Below are 17100 nucleotides of genomic sequence, written 5' to 3' on the forward strand. Positions count from 1 at the left end.
CTTTCGCTGTGTACCCCTACGACTCGATTCTGGCTTGAATGATCAGCCGATGTGTTGGATTCTTCAAGGGGTGACAAGTAATCAGGGTCAGGATTTGGTCTTGACCATTTCCTTCGAGCACGGACAAATCCGTAGGTTCAACTACCGAAGTATCATAGACGGTATATTCATAGGTCCCGTCGATCGTGCTTATCCTGATCTTATCTCCAATCTCCACTTCATTCAAGCGATTAAATAGTCTTCCCTTGGTTCGGGCCCGGTGAGCGGCCACCGCCGCGTTGCCGACTTGGCCGAAGGGAGCCGTCTCCGTCATATGTGCCGCCGCGTGTTTCATGTTTTTTTGGGTCGCCCCTTCCAGCACGGGAAGCTTCAAATCGATCTTCTCAATCTCGATCGTTGCCAGGGTTCCCTCCTTTACGTTTTCCTTTGGATCGAGTGTGGGTGCTTCATCTTCCCCGCTCTCCTGTTCAAGCAGCCGGGATACCCTTTCATACCCTGCCGCAAGTTCGGAGTTCGGACCGCCGGTATTCCTTAGCTTCTGGAGCGCTTCCGCTTCCTGCAGCAGCAGCTTCTCCTCCCGATTGGCGTTCCATTCTATGGCGTAAGGAGCCGCAATCAATATCAGCCCCGCAATGATGAGCAAGTAAGGCCACTTTCGCATCGGTTGATCCACCTTTATTATGTTGTTGTTTTTCAGCATAACTCACTCGGCTCTACAATTTCTCAACGAAAAAAGGAACGCCGGTTTACGATCCGTCCGTTCCTTCTTTCCAGTATTCCAGCGTCTCTTCAGCCAGCTCGCCCAACCGCCACAGAGAAAAGCGGGTAATCCCTTCTTCCTGAGCCGTTTGTACCCACATCTCCAGGGTCGTGTGGTCGGCAAACCATACGGTATGCCGCTCCCCGTCCTTAGAGGTGTATTCAAAGTGCAGACTTCCGCTGTCCTGATCCCTCCGCAACGAAGCCTCTTTCGTCCGGGCCAGCTCTTCTGCTTTCTTCTCGGTCACGGCCGTCACCTTTCCGGACGCCGACCAATCGAAGCCGCCGGCGGCAAGGGCGATGACCGGCTTTCCGGGGAGTCCCTTCAATTTGCCGGCCACCTTCCGGATAAACGCGGGGTCCGCTTTTGGACCGGGGCCGCTGTGGGAACCGAATAGGTTATAAGCCATCATGACATATTCGGGCCCTTCCGGAAGCGTCACGGAGTCAACCGGGGCTTTAGGTTCCAGCACGATTCGAAGTGTTTTTCCCCGAGCTTTCAGCGCTTCATAGAGCTCTTTATAAAAAAGGCTGACGGACTTCCAGTCCTCTTGGCGAATCTTTTCAAAGTCGATTTCAACCCGGTTCAATCCTTGCTGTTCAAGGGTGTCCACAATTTGCCGAATATGGCTGCCGCGGCTTTGTTCCGTGGCCACCAGGCGGTTGATCAGGTCCGGATCTTTTTGCACGGAACTTCCGTCCGACCGAACGATATCGTTAACGAGGGTTATCCCGATTTCGGCGCCGGGCTCGGTTCGGAGCTCGGGTAATCGAGTCAATGCCTTTTTCATATCCTCGCTAAAGTACAATCCATCATTTTCATCAAAATAGACGGCAAACAACTGCAGCCCCTGCGGGGTGCCGCCCGTTAGCTTTTGGGCCTCTTCCATCCCCGCCCCCAACTGCCAGTCGACGATCCAGGCGGAAAACTCCGCCCGATCCTCCGGACTCGGCTCCGGCCGGCCGTGGTCGTCCCCCTCCCGCAGGAAGAACCAGACGGCGGCCGCCCCGATCAACAGCAGCAGCCCGGCAGCGGCCAGGGCGATTCGCGTTCCTTTGCCTGCAGGCATTCGCCCACCTCCGATGCGTTGAACTATGAAACTCAGAACGTTTCGATCGCCCAGTCAATGGCGGCGTTAACCGCCGATTTGACCCGGTCGGCCGCCCCCTGCCAACCGCGGGGGGCATTGCTGAACAGAACCCGGTCTCCCGCCGTAATCTCCATATTCTCAAACCGGGCATCGTAAATATTTTCTTTCTTGTTGTTCTCGCTATATTCGGCTTCCACAGCCACCGTGCCGGTCCGGATGGAATCGTCGATCTTCCGCTTGTCCAGCATCGCCTCGTCATCCACCCGTACGGTCAAGGATTCACCGTCCAGCGTAATGTCGAGCTTCCGCTCATCTTTGATATTGATCGGATATTTCTCTTCTTCCTCACTTACGCCGGCCGACGTCTGCTCGTACGTATAGACCGAAGCTTTATCAAAGCTGAGATCCTCGGAAGACCAGGCTACGGGATCCAGTTCTCGCGTAAGCAAGACGGCCGGTGCGGCGCCGGCTTTCTTCTGTTCCACTTGAAGCGTGTTATTGTCCAAGGTGATCCGGATATAGGAATCTTTCGCACGGTCGTAGCGAACATAAATGCTCTGCTTGCCCACTACATTTCCTGTCGCTTGGGCGGACACATGAAGTTTTTCGCTTTTTACGGCTTCCTTCAGCTCAAGCAGCCCGCTTCTTCCCGGGGGAGAGGTCAGAATCAGCTCGTGATCTTTAAACTGCGCCGCCCCATCCTTGACGTTCCACCGGGCGGAATCCTCTTCGTTCCCGGTGATGAACGGAAGCGCTTCGCCGCTGTCTTCCCGCAGCCTCATCAAAAGATGGTTCGTCGACCAATAAGGTGCCGGCTGAAGCCGGGTCAGATTCAGGAGATCGGCACGGCTAGAATTATACGCGCGACCCTCCCGGTTGAAATGAATCTGGAACAAGCCGCGGATATTATCCTGGTTGGCCTCCGTGACGAGACGGTTCATGCCTTCGCCCAGCGCGTTGGCGTGCATGATCATATAAACGGAAGGCACGTAACCCAGCTGTTCCGTATATATTTTCTTCATATTCTCGTAATCGGCGCCGATCCGCGCATTCATCTCGTCCCGATTTTCGGCCGGAATCATATTCTCGTCCCGAATAAAGTCCATTAAATAATGATTATAGTACGCCACATTGGACTTGTCTCGCAACTCGTTCTCGTTCTTCATCCCGATAAAACGGCCCTCGTTGTCAAAAACATTAATGTAGCTGAGCCGGTATCCGTTGGTCCCCATCTCCCAAAAGCCGGTCTTCTCCATCTTCTTCATTTCCTTCGGCTGGACGAATTTCCGCTCTTTATTGTCCCCCAGCTTATCGGCATAGGAAAAGAAGGTGGCTTTAAAATTGTATTTCTCCAGAAGCGGACGGGCGAACAAGCTCGAATCGTTTCTTCCGTCTTCAAAGGACAGGTACAGGGCCTTGTCGGGAAGCGGTTTGTCCTTGGAGTAAAAGTCGATGATATCCTGCTGCGATACCGTCTGATAGCCCAAATCGTGCAGCACTTTAAGCTGCTCGTCCAGGTCGCTTTTAGCCACCAATTTGGATGTCCCGGAACGTCCTACTCCGAAATAAGACAGGGCGATAAACCCGTTTTGCTGTTTCCAGGTGGTCTTGTCGGGCTCCCGATAGGACTCTACGTCGAATACGGCATGAAACAAAACAACCCCCAGCAACACCAGAATGACGGACTGGATCATTGTTTTGACAAGCTTTTTCGTGTTTTTTCTGCGTACATTCAGGGCAGAACTTTGTTTTTTCTTTACCATGTCTGCCATCCTCACTTGACTCGGTTTTTATTTTTAAGTTTGCGCGCTTCTTTCTTCATCCGGGCCTCGACGTCCTGCGGCGTTTCCCGGGTTCCCCAGGTGGACTTCCAGAAGGTCACCCAAGCTACGGGCATTTGCCAGAGCAGAACAAATTCATAGAAGAGGCAGAAGACGAAGCCGAACACCCAGAGCCGGCTCTTCCGGAACATCAGGTGCGCCAGGCTCATCAGCAGTGCCATCATTAACAGCCCCACCAGGAACGTCGTCGGAAAAACGTGATAGACCGCTGGTACGTATACCAGGTTATAAAGAACCACGATCGGCGCGGCGATCGGCACGATCAAACCTATGTAGAAAAATAAGGCCATGAAAGGTTCCTTACGCCAAATAAATGTGGCCGCCCGGAGCGATTCGCGAAGCCAGGATCGTTTCCAGCGCATTTGCTGCTTCAGGAACACGTCCGTCTTCGAAGGCACGATCGTGGAGCAGATCGCGGAATCCTGGTAGGCCGTCCGATGCGTTTTCAATATGAAGTTGGTCATGCTCCGGTCATCCCCGAAGGTTGCGGGCTGTCCAAGAAATTTTTGATTCAGCCAAGCCTCGGCGTGCTGCTGAATGAGATCTTTTCTGTAGCAGGACAATGGGCCGGACAGACAGGTGACGCTGTCAAACCAGGACTCCGCCGCCTTCATAATGCGAAAAGCGATATAATAGCGAACCGTCTGCAGCTTGGTGATGGCATTCGTGTATTTGTTCTCCACGTCCGTCCGCCCTGCCACGCCGCCCATTTTGGGATCCTGAAAAGGCTGGACCAGATGGCGGATCGCCGTCGGTTCCAGGAAGCTGTCCGAATCCACGAAGACGACGAGATCATGTTTGGCCAGTTCGACCCCCTTAACCAGCGCTTCCCGCTTTCCTCCGTTCTTCTCAAGAACGGTGTACGTCAGGCGGTCCTTTGTGGCATAACGCTCCGCCTCTCTATGAATCAACTCGACGGTTTTTTGAATGTTGCTCACCGAACCGTCCGTGGAACGATCGTCCACCACAATGACCTCCAGCTTGTCAACCGGATAATCCTGATTGATGCAGCTCATGATGGTCCTGCCGATCCACTCCTCCTCGTTAAAGCAAGGGATGATAATGGAAACGCCGGGCGTATAATCGGGATTGATCGGAACGTCGCGGTAAAAAGCGCCGAATAAATAGCGGGTCAGCAAAAAAGCCGCCGCAATGAGGCTATACAAATAAAGCACCAGGTTGTAGCGGAAGTAAACGACACTTTCCACGCGCATCAGCATAATGAACAAAATGGCGACAAAAAGGATCGCGCTCGCGGAGTATACGGAATATCCCCAACGTTTTCGTTGAAAATAAGAAGTCAGCGGCTTGGAAAACTCCACAGCCAGCATAGTTCTGGCTTCCTGTCCTTCTCCCCGGATAAATCGGCGCACCACCGTAGCGTCGATGGTTACGGAAGACTCGAACCCCTCAGGCATCGTTCCCGGAGGGATGCGAAAACGGGCGCTAACCCGGCTCCCTTCCGTCAAGCCGGCATCTTCCTTCAGTTCGATCAAAAGGCCGGTGGCGGAAATATCGGAAGCCTGGCCCCGGATGCCCTCCTTTTTCCGCTTGCCCTCCGGCACGAGCAGCACTTCAAAGTCGGCCAAATAGCGCAAGCTCAGCATCCGCAGCTTGTTGATATATTCCGGATCCACATCCCCGTTCCCGGAGTCCGCCAGGTGCGAGCCTCTCCGGTCCGCGTTCTTGCGGACCTGTTCCGGATCGGGAACGTACGAAAGCGTACGCCGGTCCGTTCGAGTCATTGTTAATTTTTCTTCTTTGGTTTCTTTTTTCTTAATAATCACTTGAGAAAACCCCAATCGGTAAATTACAGACTCCAGTAAAGGTAGCCCTTGCTTTCTAACCCGGTTCTGTTATAAATGCCTTTAATATCGATGATCGTCTTAGGCTGGTCGTCGCTGTACATCGAGTCGATCTCCTCGGGTCCCATCGAAGCAAAGCAATCGTGCGCCACCGCCACGACGGCAATATTAAGTCCCTTTAACGCCTCGGTTCCCGACAACTCGACCCCATATTCCTCGTACGCTTCCGAAGGGTCGACCAGCGGATCGAAGACAAGGGGCTCGACGCCGTATTCCTGAAGCTCGCGAATCATATCGATGACTTTGGAATTACGGATATCCCGGCAATTTTCTTTGAAGGCCAGTCCCAGGATCCCCACCTTTGTCCGGCTGAGGTCCAGACGCTGCCGCACCATGATTTTAACGATGTTCGAAGCGATGTATTTTCCCATTCCGTCATTGACATGCCGTCCGGCCAAAATGATTTTGGAATGATACCCGCTATCCTCCGCCTTGTATGTTAAATAATACGGATCGATCCCGATGCAATGGCCGCCGACCAGCCCCGGGCGGAAATTCAGGAAGTTCCATTTGGTTCCCGCCGCCCGAAGCACCGCGTTCGTGTCGATATCCATTTCGTGAAACAGCATGGACAGCTCGTTCATAAAAGCGATATTGATATCGCGCTGGGCATTTTCAATGACTTTGGCCGCCTCGGCGACTTTAATCGTTTCGGCCCGATGCACGCCGGCCTCGATGATCAGCTCGTACAGCTTCGCGACGATGTCCAGCGCCGCTTCGTCGCTGCCCGACACGATCTTTACGATATTCTCGAGGCGGTGCACCGGATCGCCCGGGTTAATACGCTCTGGTGAATATCCAACTTTGAAGTCGGTGCCGCACCGGAAGCCCGATTGCGACTCCAGCACCGGTATGCAAACTTCCTCCGTAACGCCGGGGTAAACCGTCGATTCGTAAACGACGAGCGAACCGGGCGTGAGTTTCTCGGCGACCAGCGCGCTCGCTTTCTTCACGAACTGAAGGTCAGGGACGTTTCCGCTCTTGACCGGCGTCGGCACAGCCACGATAAAGCATCGTACGCCGTCAAGATCGGCCGGATTGGAGGTGAATTTCACGCTGCTGCTCGAAATCGACTCATCTCCCAAATCCCCCGTGACATCGATCCCCCGTTGGTAACTCGCCACTTTGGCTACATTGACATCGAAGCCGATCACCTCGGCCCTTTTGGAAAAGGCGACCGCAATCGGAAGTCCGACGTAACCCAGGCCGACGACGGCAATTTTTTCGCGTCGATCGACGATATTTTCATAAAGTTCAGTGACCATGTTTCTACTTCCCCGCTGTTCTAATTTTTTTGTTCTTTAATCAAATCCGCCATTTTCACAAACGTATAGCCCTTGCCCTCCAAGCTGTCGATGACTCTTGGCAGAGCTTCAATCGTATGGATGTCATCCAGCATGTGAAGCAGGATGACGCTCCCCGGTTTCGTCTGCGCCAAAGCGCCTTTGACGATATCGTCCGCGCTGTTCGAGGCGTCCCAGTCGAGCATCGTTACATCGTACATCGCGATGTCCGGGTAGCCTACCGCGGCGATGGCCTTGGCTCTTTCGTCATTGACTACGCCGGTAGGCGGACGGAAGAGCATCACCGGCTGCTCCTGAATCGCATCCGTGATCACTTGGTGGGCCTTCACGATATCTTTCTGCAGTTCGTCGGCCGTCAACGAAGTGACCACCGGGTGGCTGTAAGAGTGATTGGCGACATCATGGCCTTCTTCCACCATGGCCCTGGCCAGATTCGGGTTGGTTTCGACGCCTTTCGCCCGCAGGAAGAACGTGGCATGGACGCCTTTCTCCGCCAGGATGTCGAGAATTTTCGTGACGGTTTTGTCGCTCCCCCAATCGTCGAAGGTGAGGGCGATGTGCTTCTTGGGGGTGTCCACTTGATAGATCAGGCGATACTTCGCCGTTTTGTAATCGGAATTGATGCGCGCCGCATCGTATCCCGGAACCTGCTCCGCAGGTTTGCGTACGCCGCCGCGGCTGACGAGCTCGTCCAGCGTAACCAGCTTATATCCGATTTCGTCCGCGGCTGCGGCGATATAAGGAATCGACGCGATGACTTCCGGATTAATGTCGGTGTTTAAGGAGATGATGCCGCCCCGGTGGATATATCTTTTGACATAGTCCCCAATCTCCTTGGCGCTCTGCATGTCCCGGTCTTTCGGGTTGATGTTGTAGCTCACCACCGCCTTCAGCCCGAGCTGTGCCGCCACCAGCGGCAAGTCCTCGGGATAGTCCCCCGAGCGGGTCCGCACATATTTCGGACGGGACCCGGTGTTCTCTTCGATCACGTCGTTCGCCAACTTGACCTCTTTATAAATTTGCTCATAGTCCAGCTTGTTCAAATCCAATTGGTTCAACGTGTTGTTCTCGATCTCATGTCCGCCGGCCAAGATCGCCGCGGCGATATCCGGTTCCTCCGCAACCCGTATCCCCGGAAGAAAGAAGGTCGCCTTTACCTTGTATTTGTCCAACTGCTTCAGCAGTTTCGCCATTGAGTCCTTATCCCCCATCCCGTTAAAGGTCAGGGATAATTCTTTCTTGGCCGTATATACAAAGGGGAGTTCCAGACTCTTCTCTCCGGTGTACTTCTCCACAACCTCCGTCGGCTTTTCGACGGGCTGCCCCTCCGAACCTATCCCCGTCCCCGACGAACATCCCGCCAGCAGGATGGAAAAAGCCATGATGAACACCCCCGCTTTGAGCAGCGGCCGTTTCTTTACTTTCATCTTCCTTTAGCTCCTTTAAAAATCTTAAATAAACCTAGTATAATAGGATTTTCCTCACAGCACCAAGTTTATTTTCTTAGTAGAATAGTACTACTAATACGATAACGTATTGTCCTTTACAAATTCTATACAAAATATTAAACATTTCGGACATAAGAAAAGCGTTCCCCGAGGAGAGGAAAGGTCTCCTTGGGGAACGCTATACGTCGTTAAACTATTTTTTGAGTGTCATTCTTCTCTTAAGCAACAAGCCCAAGGCAATCAAGGAAACTCCTGCCAATTGTATCGGCAAAGCGCTATCTTCGCCGGTTTTCGGCAGTACTTTTACGCCACGGCCTTTTTTCCCGGCATCATCTCCGGTTTCGTCGCCTGAATCTCTCAACGAATTATTTTTGCCGTCTTGTTCCGTATCCTGACCAGGTGTTTGAACCGGTCCGGTGGTATCCCCGGCAGAACCGTTACCTGTGCCCGGAATAACCGTATTTCCTTGATCGTTGTTGTTCCCTCCATCCCCATCTTTAGCGGGAGGGGTTGAAGAATCATTCGGCTTACTCGGTTGCGTAGGGTTTTGCGGTTGGCTGGATCCGCCCGTACTTCCGGAATTCCCGCCGCCGCTGGATCCATTGCCGCCGCCGCTGTTTCCTGGATTCCCCGGAATCTGCGGCATTTTGGTATTGCTGATTGGAAGGATGAATTTACCGTCCACTAACTCGGTGGTTGCGCCGATCGTTACCGGACGCTCCGCAGCATCCAGCACGTAGCCTGCTGGCGCCACCGTTTCCTTAAGGATGTATTCCCCGTAGAGAAGGTTCGGGAACAAGGCCACACCATAGGTGCCCGTAGTTACCGTTACCGGTTCTCTCCGTTTTTCGGCATCCTGCAGGACGAAAGTCGCACCTGCCAGCTTCTTGGAGGCGTCATCCTTGTCCACCTTGACAACTTCCAGTTGGACGACAGGGTCCGGCTGCTTCTCGTTCACCAGTGTCATCTTCACAACGGATTCTTTGTCGATGGTGACTTTATGCTCCGTTGAATCCAGGATATAACCTGCCGGAGCCTCGATCTCTTTCAGGATGTAATCCCCAAAAATAAGACCGTTAATCCGCGCAATCCCGTCTTTGTCCGTCGTCAAGACAACAGGATCTTTTTGCAATCCGGCATCCTGCAGCTGGAATTTGGCTCCCGGCAGCACTTTCGAGTTATCCTCTTTGGCCACTTTCAGGATTTCCAAACCGCCCAGCGGGATGTAAGGGATTTTTTCGTTAGGTACCGGGAGGACTTTCACACCGCCCGTGCTTTGAACCTCTTTATCGATTTTTACCGTAAGAGGCGACGCAACCGCTTTATAGCCCGCCGGAGCTTGAAGCTCGGTCAGCGTATAGGTGTCGTAAAGCAGCTTCGTGAACGTGATTTTCCCGTCCGCTCCCGTTTCCTTTACCCCGATCGATTCGCCTTTGCTGTTCTTCAGTTCAAACTTGGCGCCAGGCAGTACCGTCCCCGGGCTGTCCTTATCCACTTTCGTGACTTCCAGACCGCCGCGTACGCCAGAGCCCGTACCGGAACCGGAGGATAAACGAATTTCGATCGCTTGCTCCGTTTCCCGCGTCCCTACCGAGACACCGTCACCGATAAAGCTCACTTGGTTCGTGATCTTTTCCTTGTCGACGGATACGGCAATTTCCGATTGATACTTCAGGATATAGGCCGTCTCAATCGTTTTAGGGAGAATCACTTCGAAGCTCTTCAACTCGCCCGAATCATCGGTGTGAAGCACCACTTCATAGTCCTTGTCCTTTTCGAGGAGCTTACCGGTCGATACATCGCCATTGGAGCCCACTATACCTTCGTAAAGCTCAAAAGTTTCCGGCTTCACGATCTGGTTGGCGCTTGGCGTATCGACGATTTTCGCATTTTCAACGTAAGATTGACCTTCGTTGATTTTGATCTGCCAATTGATTTTGTCGGCGTCTTTATCAACGCCACGTACGCCGGTCTTGCTGACGTATACTTCGCCGTGCGGGATATCCACGGTTTTGTCCCAATTCCATTCCGCGCTATTATCCCCGCTCAGCGTCGCTTTGTTTGTAACTTGTTCGTCTACCAGCGTTCTGCCCAGCTTGGTGTCGAACGTGATCCAGTAAGGTTCATGGATGTCACCGAAATCGATTTGAATCCGCCCGTTCGATGTGTCGATTTTACTCGAATCCAGACTGACTTCTGCCCCTTGTTCCGGGGTCCCGTCCGCCTTGACGGACATCTGGTATACTTTCACGGTTCCATCGACCAAGGTTTGATTTTGAAGCAATGGGTCGGTGAAGACGGCGTGCTTCACATCAAATCCGTTATAGTTGGCGTAAACCGTCCAAGTCAGAGTTTTGCTCGAAGCATCGTACTTTCCGACTTTAGCGCCGTTGTTTTTGGTTTCATTGTTGGGATTAAAGTTTGCAGCTACTTTCACGGGTTCATCATAATTCCCCGTTTTCTCTGTCCAATCCAAGACAGCAGTATTGCCGTACAGAGATTTTCCGGGTGTAAATTTCGTTTTGTAAGTAATCGTGTACTTATCGGTAAATGTGCCGTTAAAAGTAAGCTTAAAACCTTGTGTCGCGGTACTTGCATCCACAGTTGGAGTAATTACAGCACCGCCCGAAGCAGCTGTAACCGTAACCGTATCCGGAATGAATTCCAAGCCGCCACCCGAGAAATCATCCTTAATCTCCAAGTTAGTCATTGGCTGGCGGTCGCTGTTAACTACGATCTCCCAAGTGAGTTCCTTAGTGCTATAATCCGTGCTTTTCAGATTTTTCACACCGATCCCGCTAGTGAATGTGTGAGGAACGGTTTTTCTTGTTTCTTTACCTTTGTAAGTCGAATACGCGACGTTTTCCACAGGTACATTTTCATAGACCCGTTTGGTCACTGTTGTCTTATATTCGATGTCATAGGCGGCAGTAATCTTTGAATTGAAAGTCAGGGTGAACCCGTTTTTCCCCTCTTCATTGGTAACCCGAGTAACTGTATAGTCCGTAAGAGGGTCCAGGGTCGCTCCACCGGCCGCCTCTTTTACGACAATTCCGCCATCCAAAACCATGGTATTGCTAAATCGATCCTCGATGATAGCTTCGCCAGGTTCAAAGGTCTTTTCGCCGTAATTGTATTGCAGCTTCCAGGCCACCGTCTGATTGACTTTATCATACAGCCCTTTTTCTTTCGTGATCAGCTCTTCACGGTGAACAGGTACCGTCTTGTTGGCCGTTGCCTTCACGTCCGTTCCAACCTTCAGCTCGGCCTGATTTGTAAATTCGGTCTTTTCTTCCCCGGTTACTTTAGTCGTATAACGAATCCGATAAGCCGATTTAAATTCAGGATCGTTAAACTGAATCTGGAATGCAGAGCCGTCCGGTTCGGCACTTACCGTATAGTTCCCTTCAGCGGGGGAAACTTCGCTTCCCTCATCCGGGTCCCGATCGACGTTGACATTCAGCTTGTATACCTTAATGCTTGTGTCATCCAGCTTCAGCTCGTCCGGAATGATATCGGATACCACGGGTGCGTTCAGTTTGTCCGTCTTGGTGTTGACATCCAAGGTCCAATCAATTTTTTGATCCTTATAAGCCGTACCTTGTTTTGTTAACGGCTTTCCACCAAACGGTGCAAATTTAACCTTCGCTACCTGATCCCCTCCGCGAATCGGGAAAGTGATGGGAACTTCAACGCTTCCTTTAATTGTGGTCTTGCTGAATTCGGTGCTAATCTCCATGGTGCCCCGAACTTCCGAATTATCCACCAGCTCATTGAACACTACCGTTACATGGCCGTTCGGCTCAACGGTAAACTCACCAATGCTTCCATTTTCAGTTTCCAGCGACTCAGTGAACTTACTGTAAACCGTGAATTCCTTGGGAATGTCAAATTCGAACTTATCTCCGGCCTTATAGCCGTGTCCGTTCTCCAATGACCATTCGTATTCAATACGAACGGGATCCCCGGGCTTGGAAACTCCTTCTCGGCTCGGATTGTACACCGCATCGATCACGGTGTTGTTTTGGTCGAGAAGCTTCACCTTGGTAAGGATGCTCTCCTTGCTGGCAGCCATGAGCGAAACCGGACCGTAGGCCGCATCCGTCGCCGTTGCCGCATCCCCCGGAGGTAAAACATCCGAATCAGCGCTGGCCGTAAGCATCCCCGCTCCGAACACCGTTTGGAGCAGAAGAACCCAGGCCATTGCGATCGCAATCATTCTTTTCTTCATAGGGTTACTAACTCACCTTCTTTTTTATTATATTTTCAAGGATCAAACGAAGTTTGTTTTTCCTGACCCCTCCTATCAGGTTTGTTGTATAAAAAGTCACATTACATATACTAGTTGCTGGTTCTGGACAAATTCTCAACAAAACTCTACACCGTTTCTCAACATGCCTCACGACAAAAAAGAGCGCCTTTCGGCACTCTTCGAATTTACTTATATTTTATGAGAAAACTAAGTTAGCCCCATTCCAACGAGTCTTCTGTTGAGAACAGTTGGTGAATAAGGGTGTTTTGCGCACTAGCGTTGCATTAACCCGAAGGGTCTAATGGCCGTAATCGCCTCCCTTTGAAGCCTGGCGGGAGGATAAGGGTCTTTTGCGGCGTTATTTTGTCGAATTCGTCCCTTCGGTGAGAAATAGCGGTCTTTTAAGGCCTTATTTTAGGAAAAAGCGGGCCAAAACCTGATTTTTGTGCCCGCATCAGTGAAATAAGGCCCTTTTTGACCGCTATTATGCCCGTGAAGCCGAATTGAACCGAAATAACGGTCCAAAAGGCCGTTATTCCATGGGAGGCAAGAGAAGCCGCAGGTACCCCACCCCGTTTCCCACGCCGCCGTTAAATCGGCGAATAAACTGGTTGACGGCCCAACACCCTCTCCATGCCGCCTCCACCGACGCAAAGAAGGGGAGCAGGTACCGCTCCCCCTCCCTACGCTCAGCCAGCCTAAATTTTTCGGACGGCCTCCTGGTTTTGATACCAGGCTTCGTACCAGTCGGTAATGTACTTGCTCGGTGCTACATCCAGTTCCTCTTTCAGAATAAACTGCAGCTCTTTATATTGCTGCTCGACCAAACCGGAGTTTTGCGTAGAAGCATAAATTTTCATAAGTTCAAAATAAGTGCGCTCTTCCTGAGGGTACAAAGACCTCAGACGCTGATAGTAAGATGCCGCTTTATCCCAAATTTGCTGCTGCTGATACCATTCCGCGATCGCGAAAGAAACACCCAGTCCTTGCTCCTTCAATCGCTGACATTCGCTCTCGGTCCACCAATAGCCATACTCCTGCAAGTAATCTCCCGTATATAGCTTCATGGTATCTATGTATTCCTCCAAGGAAGCTTCGCTGATCGGGGGGAGTTTGCCGATCCGTTCTTCCCACTCCTCAATGTCCAGACGCACCTCCGTTAAGCTCAAAATATAGCCTTCGGTGGTATTTGTAATTTGAATATACTTGGCGTACGGCTTCAATGTTTTTCGGATATGATAAATCGCCGTGTAGAGCTGTGAATAAACTTTGTCCAGCTCGTACTCGGGCCAGAGCAGGTCGGTTAAGGTGGATTTGCGAACCAATTGCCCGCGATGCTGGAGCAGGTATAAGAACAGTTCCTGCGCCTTGGTCGTCCGCCACTGCAGCAAATGCGTCCCACCCGTCTCGTCGGCGATACTGAACTGTCTAAACAAGTTCAAACGAAGCACCTGCGCCGAATCCGATTCAACCGCGGATGGCTGCTTCATAGCCAAACTGTCCCGGACACGCGACAAAGTTTTTGAAAGACGCTCCAGACGGACCGGCTTTACTATGTAATCCAGCGCATTGAGTTCAAAGGCTTTGACCGCAAATTCGTCGTATGCCGTCACAAAAACAACGACGAGCTCGGGCTTGGCCTCCAAGAGTTGTTCGGCCAGTTCGATCCCGTTCAATTCCGGCAAGTGGATATCCAAAAAAGCCACATTCACCTGGTTTTGCAGCAGGAACTGCTTCCCCTCGAGAGGATCGGTAAACCTCCCGACGATGTTGGCGGAAATATCCGTTTTTGCGATTTGCCGTTCCAGATAATCCAAAGCCAGCACTTCATCATCCACAATGACTACTCTCATAGATTTAACTCCTCAATCGATTGAGTGTATTGCACTTTCATCGCTTGCCTACTAAGAAGGATACCATAATTAACTTCAACAAAGAAGCCTCGAACCTACCACGTCCGAGGCAAATCATCGATCTCCTACTTCGGCTCTACTTGGGCTCTACTTGGGCTCTACTTCATCCGAGTCCGCTTGGCCCGGACTTTCAGGGTACTCCGAATTCCGCACGTGCTGTGATTTCCTGCGCTTTTTCCGTACAGGTACATAAACGGCCACGATCAGCGCGGCGATCAGAATCAGCGGCAAGGCACCGGCCAGGACGATAACGATCCACTGCAAAATCATCGAAATCACCTTCAAACTGCCGGACAACGCCTGTTCGGCCCGCTGCAATAGCGGAGGCTGTTCCTTGTCAAGCTTGGAAACGGTGTCTTCCAACGGTTGAAAAACTCGAATCTCGACCGTTGAGAACGCCACGTGATTATCAATAAACCGCATGCGTCCCTTGATTTGCTCGATTTCAGTCTGGATGCGCTCCAGCTCGTTGGCGAACTTGACCAATTCGTCGGTTTTCGTCGCCTCGTTCACAAACTTCAGATAACGCGCCTCCATCGCCTGCTTTACTTTAAGCCGCGACTCCAGATCCACATACTCTTCGGAGACGTCCTGCCCCCGGATGCTCTGCTGAAAAGACGTGGATTTCAACTTTTCAAGCTCGTCGAGAAAGGAAGAAAACCCGCTGGCGGGGACTTTTAAAATAAACGTACCGCCCCGCTCGCTGTCGGATTGATTCTCGGAAAATTCAACAATATACCCGCCCGTCAAAGTGACCAGATTGCGAATCTCCGATTGAACCCGATTGAAGTCTTCCACTTCGATGGTGACGTTCGCTTCGTAAATCAGCTTCTTGTTTAGCCCCTCTTCGAAGCTGGATACCTGAACCCCGCCGCCAACCCGAGAAGCCGCCTTCTCCCCCGCCGAAGCCGGCGCTTCCGCCTCGCCCCCGGCAGCGCCGCCATCTGCGGCGCCCTTCGCATCCGACACCTCCGCCATATTCTCTGCGGTAGCAACCGACAGCTCATCCGAAGCATACCCGCCGCCGCTGCCGGAATCCGCGGAACTGACATTGCTGGCCGATTTGTCCGCGCTCCCGCAGCCTCCCAGCAGGAATACCATCACAAGACCTAGACTGGCTGCGATGCTTCCCCATCGTTTTTTCATTTCAACCGCCCCCCGAATTGAAAATCATCAGGAAATTCGTTCATTCGCCCAAGTCTCTCTGTAAAGTCCATGACCGCGAATAACCGCTCCTCATTTCCTGACGTTGCCAAAAGCCGGAAGGTTGCCGAGATATCCTAAATCGGCTGCTCACTTTCCGGAAGCGGGTTCGTCCCGGCCTTTTTGGTGACGGCGAGTTTGCGAATCCGGCGCTGACCTACCTCCCGAACGGCAAAGATGTAACCGTTATATTCCAACTGCGGTTTTTCCTGCGTTGTCGGAATCCGTTTCAGTTGACCGATTATAAATCCGCTTAATGTATCGTAATCCTCTACAGGCAGGCTTATGCCCAACAGATCCTGCGCATCGTGAAGAGACATCGTTCCCCGGACAAGATAGTCCCCCTCCCGAAGCTGCTCATATTCCGCCTCTTCTTCATCGTGTTCGTCATAGATGTTACCGACGATTTCTTCCAATAGATCCTCCATCGTAACAATCCCCGCCGTTCCGCCGTATTCATCGACGACGACGGCCAGATGAATCCGGTTTTGCTGGAGGTCCTCAAACAGCTCGTTTGTCTTCATGGATACGGGGACAAAATAAGGCCGCGTAAGCATGGAGCGCAAATCCCATGACTGATGTTCCGCAACCTTCAGATATCGGATCAAATCTTTCACATGCAGCACGCCGATCACGTTATCGATGGTCTCCTCATACACCGGAAAACGGGTGTATTGTTCCCGGTCGGCCAGTTCGGCGACCGTCTGCAAATCGGAATCCACCGGGAGAGCTATCACATCCATCCGGTGTGTCATGATGTCGGCAACGTTCATATTATCAAAGTCAAATATGTTGTTGATCATCAATTTTTCACTGGCCTGGATCGTTCCCAGCTCGGTACCGGTATCCAGCATCATCCGGATCTCTTCTTCGGACACTTCCTCATCCTTCGAGTTCGGATCAATGCCGAACAAACGAACGAGCAAATTCGTGGACAACGTAAGAAGCTTGACGAAGGGGCCCGTCGCCTTTGACAGTACATACAGCGTGTTGACGGCAAACATCGCCATCCCCTCCGCCTTTTTCATCGCTACCCGCTTGGGAACCAGCTCACCGAGAACGAGCTGAAAATAAGAGAGGAACAAGGTGATGATGATGAGCGACAGGGTACTCAAGACCGTGGGTGATAACGGTACGCCTAGTTCTATAAGAAACGCGGCCAAATCGCCCGCAAAGCTGTCTCCCGCATAAGCACTGGCAAAAAAGCCGGCCAGCGTGATCCCGATTTGGATGGTGGCCAAAAATCGGCTGGGTTCTCCCAGCAGTTCGATTAGTCTTTTCGCCTTTTTGTGTCCCTGCTGCGCCATTAAACGGATTTTATTATCGTTCAGCGAGATCAGCGCGATTTCCGAGGCCGCAAAAAAGGCATTGATCAAAATCAGGATTAAAATAATGAGAAGTTCAACCAAAACAAAACACCTCCG

Annotated in this window: 10 protein-coding genes; all 10 read right to left on the reverse strand. The window is 51.8% G+C overall.

The window, feature by feature from the left end; all coding sequences use genetic code 11:
* Nucleotides 1–16: 16 nt before the first annotated feature.
* A complete protein-coding gene (locus tag FRY98_RS01715) occupies nt 17–661 on the reverse strand; it encodes a class D sortase (protein ID WP_148449984.1) in 645 nt (214 codons plus the stop codon).
* A gap of 85 nt (nt 662–746) precedes the next feature.
* Complete coding sequence (locus FRY98_RS01720) at nt 747–1829, reverse strand: glycosyl hydrolase family 18 protein (protein ID WP_148449986.1); 1083 nt, start codon at nt 1827–1829, stop codon at nt 747–749.
* Nucleotides 1830–1861: 32 nt separating this feature from the next.
* Nucleotides 1862–3613 carry a polysaccharide deacetylase family protein gene (locus FRY98_RS01725; protein WP_148449988.1) on the reverse strand — a complete coding sequence of 584 codons (1752 nt, stop codon included), beginning with the start codon at nt 3611–3613 and terminating at the stop codon, nt 1862–1864.
* Nucleotides 3614–3624: 11 nt separating this feature from the next.
* A complete protein-coding gene (locus FRY98_RS01730) occupies nt 3625–5436 on the reverse strand; it encodes a glycosyltransferase (protein ID WP_148449990.1) in 1812 nt (603 codons plus the stop codon).
* Between the two features lie 65 nt (nt 5437–5501).
* On the reverse strand, nt 5502–6821 hold the full coding sequence (locus FRY98_RS01735; protein WP_148449992.1) for a nucleotide sugar dehydrogenase: 1320 nt from the start codon (nt 6819–6821) through the stop codon (nt 5502–5504).
* A 20-nt stretch (nt 6822–6841) separates the two neighbouring features.
* Nucleotides 6842–8287 carry a polysaccharide deacetylase family protein gene (locus FRY98_RS01740; RefSeq protein WP_148449995.1) on the reverse strand — a complete coding sequence of 482 codons (1446 nt, stop codon included), beginning with the start codon at nt 8285–8287 and terminating at the stop codon, nt 6842–6844.
* A gap of 214 nt (nt 8288–8501) precedes the next feature.
* Nucleotides 8502–12539, reverse strand: a complete 4038-nt coding sequence (locus FRY98_RS01745; protein ID WP_148449996.1) for an LPXTG cell wall anchor domain-containing protein — start codon at nt 12537–12539, stop codon at nt 8502–8504.
* 719 nt (nt 12540–13258) lie between these two features.
* Nucleotides 13259–14413: a response regulator gene (locus tag FRY98_RS01750; protein ID WP_148449998.1), complete on the reverse strand. Its 1155-nt coding sequence runs from the start codon at nt 14411–14413 to the stop codon at nt 13259–13261.
* Between the two features lie 147 nt (nt 14414–14560).
* Nucleotides 14561–15619 (reverse strand): DUF4349 domain-containing protein, encoded by a 1059-nt coding sequence (locus FRY98_RS01755; RefSeq protein WP_148450000.1) that lies wholly within the window; start codon nt 15617–15619, stop codon nt 14561–14563.
* A 134-nt stretch (nt 15620–15753) separates the two neighbouring features.
* A complete protein-coding gene (locus tag FRY98_RS01760; RefSeq protein ID WP_148450002.1) occupies nt 15754–17085 on the reverse strand; it encodes a hemolysin family protein in 1332 nt (443 codons plus the stop codon).
* Nucleotides 17086–17100: the final 15 nt, after the last annotated feature.

This window comes from Paenibacillus faecis (assembly GCF_008084145.1).
Classification (GTDB): Bacteria; Bacillota; Bacilli; order Paenibacillales; family Paenibacillaceae; genus Fontibacillus; species Fontibacillus faecis.

What these genes read in the sequence shown, in the direction of transcription:
- FRY98_RS01715 (WP_148449984.1), bottom strand. Translation starts at nt 661, where the DNA reads ATGCGAAAGTGGCCTTACTTGCTCATCATTGCGGGGCTGATATTGATT.
- FRY98_RS01720 (WP_148449986.1), bottom strand. Translation starts at nt 1,829, where the DNA reads ATGCCTGCAGGCAAAGGAACGCGAATCGCCCTGGCCGCTGCCGGGCTG.
- FRY98_RS01725 (WP_148449988.1), bottom strand. Translation starts at nt 3,613, where the DNA reads ATGGTAAAGAAAAAACAAAGTTCTGCCCTGAATGTACGCAGAAAAAAC.
- FRY98_RS01730 (WP_148449990.1), bottom strand. Translation starts at nt 5,436, where the DNA reads ATGACTCGAACGGACCGGCGTACGCTTTCGTACGTTCCCGATCCGGAA.
- FRY98_RS01735 (WP_148449992.1), bottom strand. Translation starts at nt 6,821, where the DNA reads ATGGTCACTGAACTTTATGAAAATATCGTCGATCGACGCGAAAAAATT.
- FRY98_RS01740 (WP_148449995.1), bottom strand. Translation starts at nt 8,287, where the DNA reads ATGAAAGTAAAGAAACGGCCGCTGCTCAAAGCGGGGGTGTTCATCATG.
- FRY98_RS01745 (WP_148449996.1), bottom strand. Translation starts at nt 12,539, where the DNA reads ATGAAGAAAAGAATGATTGCGATCGCAATGGCCTGGGTTCTTCTGCTC.
- FRY98_RS01750 (WP_148449998.1), bottom strand. Translation starts at nt 14,413, where the DNA reads ATGAGAGTAGTCATTGTGGATGATGAAGTGCTGGCTTTGGATTATCTG.
- FRY98_RS01755 (WP_148450000.1), bottom strand. Translation starts at nt 15,619, where the DNA reads ATGAAAAAACGATGGGGAAGCATCGCAGCCAGTCTAGGTCTTGTGATG.